This window comes from Streptomyces sp. NPDC002265 (assembly GCF_040296125.1).
GTDB lineage: Bacteria > Actinomycetota > Actinomycetes > Streptomycetales > Streptomycetaceae > Streptomyces.
Map to the genome: position 1 here is coordinate 1 of NZ_JBEOWS010000544.1, position 4,238 is coordinate 4,238.

A 4,238-nucleotide genomic window follows, 5' to 3' on the forward strand; every position below is an offset into this window, starting at 1 on the left:
GCTGGTCGTACGGCACCATGCAGGCGATCTGGAAGCACCGCAGGGCCGTCGTCGAACGCGGCCCGTCCGGCCGCTTCGGCCGCGTCGGCCTGCCCTTCGTCTCCCTGTTCATGGTGCTGGCCCCGCTGCTGGCCCCGCTCATCGACGTCTTCCTGCTGTACGGGGTGGTCTTCGGTCCCACCCAGAAGACCATCGTGGCCTGGCTGGGCGTCCTCGCCGTCCAGGTGGTGTGCGCGGCCTACGCCTTCCGGCTCGACCGCGAGCCCATGGTCCACCTGCTCTCCCTGCCCCTTCAGCAGATCTTCTACCGACAGATCATGTACGTCGTCCTGCTCCAGTCCTGGATCACGGCCCTGACCGGTGGCCGGCTGCGCTGGCAGAAGCTGCGCCGCACCGGCGTCGTGGAAGCGCCCGGCGGCCCGGTGCCGCACCAACGGACCGGCGACGGCGGCGATCGGAGGCCCGTGGCATGAATCAGGGACCCATCACCGGTGCCGAGACCGGCCCCGAGCGGACACCGGCCTACGGCGTACCGCGGCAGCGGACGGCCGGCGTCCTGCCGGAGCCGGGTGCCGCGGCGCCCGCACCGCAGCCCGTCGCCGCCGCGTCGGGGAAACCGGGACGCGACCGCTATCTCGACCTGCTGCGCTCCATCGCCCTGGTCCGCGTGGTCGTCTACCACCTGTTCGGCTGGGCCTGGCTGACCGTGCTGTTCCCCTCGATGGGGGTGATGTTCGCGCTGGCGGGCTCGCTGATGGCGCGTTCGCTGAAGCGCCCGGCGGCAGGTGTCATCCGCAGCCGGATCCGGCGGCTGCTGCCGCCGCTGTGGGCGTTCAGCGCGGTCGCGCTGACGATGATGTTCGCGGCCGGCTGGAACCCGGCGAAGGACCCGGATCTCGGCGGGACCTGGGGCGTCGTCGAGCTGTTCGACTACGTCGTCCCGTTCGGGGCGCCGCCCTTCCCCTGGCACCTCGGTTCCCGGTCCGGACTGCTGGAGGACACCTGGCCGGCCCAGGCGGCGGGGGTGCTCTGGTACCTGCGGGCCTACCTGTGGTTCGTGCTGGCCTCGCCGCTGCTGCTGTGGGCGTTCCGCAGGGCGCCCTGGCCGACGCTGTTCGCGCCGCTCGCCCTGACGGCGGTGGTGGGCACCGGGGTCGTGAAGATACCCGGCGAGACCGGCAACGCGGTCACCGACTTCGCCGTCTACGGCGGCTGCTGGGTGCTGGGCTTCGCCCACCACGAGGGACTGCTCAGCCGGATCCCGCGCTATATGGCGATCTCCTGCTCGTCGCTGCTCATGGCCTTCGGCCTCTGGTGGGCGTCGGGGCACAAGGGACCCGACGGCTGGGACCTCAACGACATCCCGCTGGCCCAGGCGGCCTGGTCGTTCGGGTTCGTGGTGATCCTGCTCCAGTACTCCCCGTCCTGGCAGGAACTGCCCAGGCCGCTGGCCCGCTGGGACAAGCTGATCACCCTCTCCAACAACCGGGCGGTCACGATCTACCTGTGGCACAACCTGCTGATCCTGGCCACCGTCCCGATCATCGACCTGGCCTACGACCTCCCCTTCATGGAAGGGAAGCAGGCGTCGTCGATCCTCGACTCGACGTACAACCTCTGGATGTTCGTCCTGGTCTGGCCCCTGATCGGCCTGATGATCCTGGCGACCGGCTGGATCGAGGACATCGCGGCGAAGCGGAAGCCGCGCCTGTGGCCGAACGGGCGCAAGCCGAAGTCGGGGCACGCGGCCCGCGGCTGAGCCGTGCCCTCCGCGTCGTGCCCTCCGGATCGGGCCGACCCGGAGGGCACCGCACGCGGTGCCCCCGACGGCGGCTCAGATCCGGAAGAGCGTCCCCACGAACTCGGTCAGCAACCGCTCCTTGAGCCGCCCCGGCAGCGCGTCCAGCAATGCCAGCACCGGCGCCATCCTGGCCGGCAGCCCGGCCCCCTCGCCCAGGCCCGCGAAGGCCAGCACCCCGGCGACCTCCTCCGGCGTCAGGGCGTCCGGGTCCAGCTCGGCGGCGAGTTGCACCAGGCCCGGATCGACGGTCAGCGGTCCGGCCGTGCGTGCCGCCTTCAACGCCGGTCCCAGATCGGCCAGCAGCGCCTCCACCCGGTCGCCGGTCGCCGGAGTCAGCGTCAGATGCAGGTTCGGCGGCAGACCGTCGTACGACAGTTGCGGCTGGAGGTACCAGCCGCGCTCGCGCATCTCGTCGGCCAGGTGCAGGACGAGGGACAGGTCGGGCGTGCCGTCGGCGTCCGTGACGGTGAACGCGACCAGGCTGCCCGACGGCTCGCCCAGGACCCGGATGCCCTGCACCGCCCGCAGCCCCGGTACGAGCCGGTCGGCCGCGTCGGCCACCCGGCGGGCCAGCGCGGTGTATCCGTCGTCGCCGATGTGCCGCAGCACCGCCCACGCCTGGGCCAGGAGCCCCGCGGACTTCGTCCCCTGCATCGTCGGGTTGACCACCGGATAGCCGGGCCAGCCGGCGTGCGCGAAGTACTGGTGGCGGCGCAGCTCGCCGTCCCGGTACAGGACCACCGAGGCGCCCTTGTCGGCGTACCCGTACTTGTGCAGATCGACCGAGAGCGACGTCACGCCCGGGACCGAGAGGTCGAACGGCGCCACCGTACGGCCGGTGCGGCGCAGGAAGGGCAGGAACCAGCCGCCGATGCAGGCGTCCACATGGCACAGCACCCCGCGCTCCGCGGCCGCAGCCGCGATCTCCGCCACCGGATCCATCACCCCGTGCGCGTACGACGGCGCCGACGCCACCACCAGGACGGTGCGGTCGGTGATCGCGGCCGCGACGGCCCCGGCGTCGGCGCGGAAGCTCTCCGGGCCGACCGGCACCACCACGGCCTCCACCCCGAGGTAGTGGGCGGCCTTGTGGAACGCCGCGTGCGCGGTGGAGGGGAGCACCAGCTGGGGGCGGGTGACCCCGCGCACCGCGCGCGCGTGGTCCCGCGCGGTCTTCACCGCCAGCAGGATGGACTCGGTGCCGCCGCTGGTGAAGGTGCCCTGCGCGCCGGGGACGCCGAGGAGTGCGGACACCGCCCCCACGACCTCGTTCTCCAGCCGGCCCACACTCGGGAACACGGTCGGGTCCAGGCCGTTGACGGTGGCGAAGGCCCCGTACGCGGCGCCGGCCAGTTCGTCCAGGCCGGGCAGCCCCGCGTCGTACACGTAGGCGAACGTGTGGCCGCCCCGGGTCGGGGCGTCACCGGCACGCAGCTCCCGCAGTTCGGCCAGCAGCTCCCGCGCGGACCGGCCGTCCGGCAGTGCGGCGGAGGAGGAGGCGGGTTCAGCCGACACGGCGGGTCCCTTTCTGGGCAGTGGCGTTCGGTGCGGGTGTTGCGGGTGTTGCGGGTGTTGCGAGGTCGATGGGAGCGGTGGGCGGGTCCTCCGAGGCCGAGGCCGGGGCCGGGGCCGGGGCCGGGGCCGAGGTCGGGGCCGCGGCCGAGCGGCGTGCGTACACGGCCAGCAGGGCGCAGCCGGCGAGGGAGAGCAGCGCGGGCAGCAGGCTCATCCCGGCGTTGATGCCGACGAGGGCCGCGGCCGGCTGGGCCACCTCCTCGGACGCCTCCGAGGAGCGGAAGCCGGTGACCGCCAGCACCGCGGCGAACACCCCGCTGCCCAGGGCCAGGGCCAGGGTCTCCGCCGCGGTCCACAGGCCCGTGAAGGTGGCGGCCCGGCGCCGGCCGGTCCGTGCCGTGTCCGCGGCCAGGGTGTCCGCGAGCATGGTCAGCGGCAGCAACTGGAGTCCCGCGTACGCGACCCCGACCAGGGCCACGGCCACGTACCCCACCCAGGGGGAGGTGTAGCGGGTCAGGAACACCAGCGCGGCCGCCCCGGTGAACAGCAGCGAGGCGCACCACTGCGCGAACACCGTGCCACGCGCCCGTGCGAGGCGGTTCCACCACGGCATCATCAGCACCAGTGGGCCGATCATGCAGGCGAACAGCGGGGTGACGGCCTCCGGCGAGCCGACGACGTACGTGGCGAAGTACTGCACCCCCGCCAGCATCACGCCCACCGCCAGCGCCTGCACCGTCCACATCGCGACCAGTGCGGTGAAGACGGGGTTGTCGCGGGCGACCGCCAGCTGGGCGCGCAGGGACGGCTCCGCCTCGCTGCGCGCCACCGTGGGAGCGCGCCGGAGCGCGCGCCAGGATCCCAGCAAGCCCGCGGCCAGCAGGGCCGCGACGACCACGCCCATGGTCCGGTAGATCGGAAG

Annotated in this window: 3 protein-coding genes and 1 pseudogene; 2 read left to right on the forward strand and 2 right to left on the reverse strand. The window is 73.3% G+C overall.

Going from position 1 to position 4,238, the window contains the following annotated elements; genetic code table 11:
* Together ABT085_RS44425 and ABT085_RS44430 are read left to right on the forward strand one after the other, a co-directional pair.
* A pseudogene (locus tag ABT085_RS44425) lies at window positions 1–473 on the forward strand (bi-functional transferase/deacetylase); the annotation flags it as partial.
* Window positions 470–1,759 carry an acyltransferase family protein gene (locus ABT085_RS44430; RefSeq protein ID WP_351622363.1) on the forward strand — a complete coding sequence of 430 codons (1,290 nt, stop codon included), beginning with the start codon at window positions 470–472 and terminating at the stop codon, window positions 1,757–1,759. The pseudogene ABT085_RS44425 and the gene ABT085_RS44430, both read left to right, overlap by 4 nt.
* Before the next feature lie 75 nt (window positions 1,760–1,834).
* On the opposite strand, the gene ABT085_RS44435 is transcribed toward ABT085_RS44430, so the two are convergent.
* A complete protein-coding gene (locus ABT085_RS44435; RefSeq protein WP_502982983.1) occupies window positions 1,835–3,283 on the reverse strand; it encodes a pyridoxal phosphate-dependent decarboxylase family protein in 1,449 nt (482 codons plus the stop codon).
* Window positions 3,284–3,305: 22 nt separating this feature from the next.
* A partial coding sequence (locus ABT085_RS44440) for an MFS transporter (protein WP_351622369.1) occupies window positions 3,306–4,238 on the reverse strand: 933 nt, incomplete at its 5' end.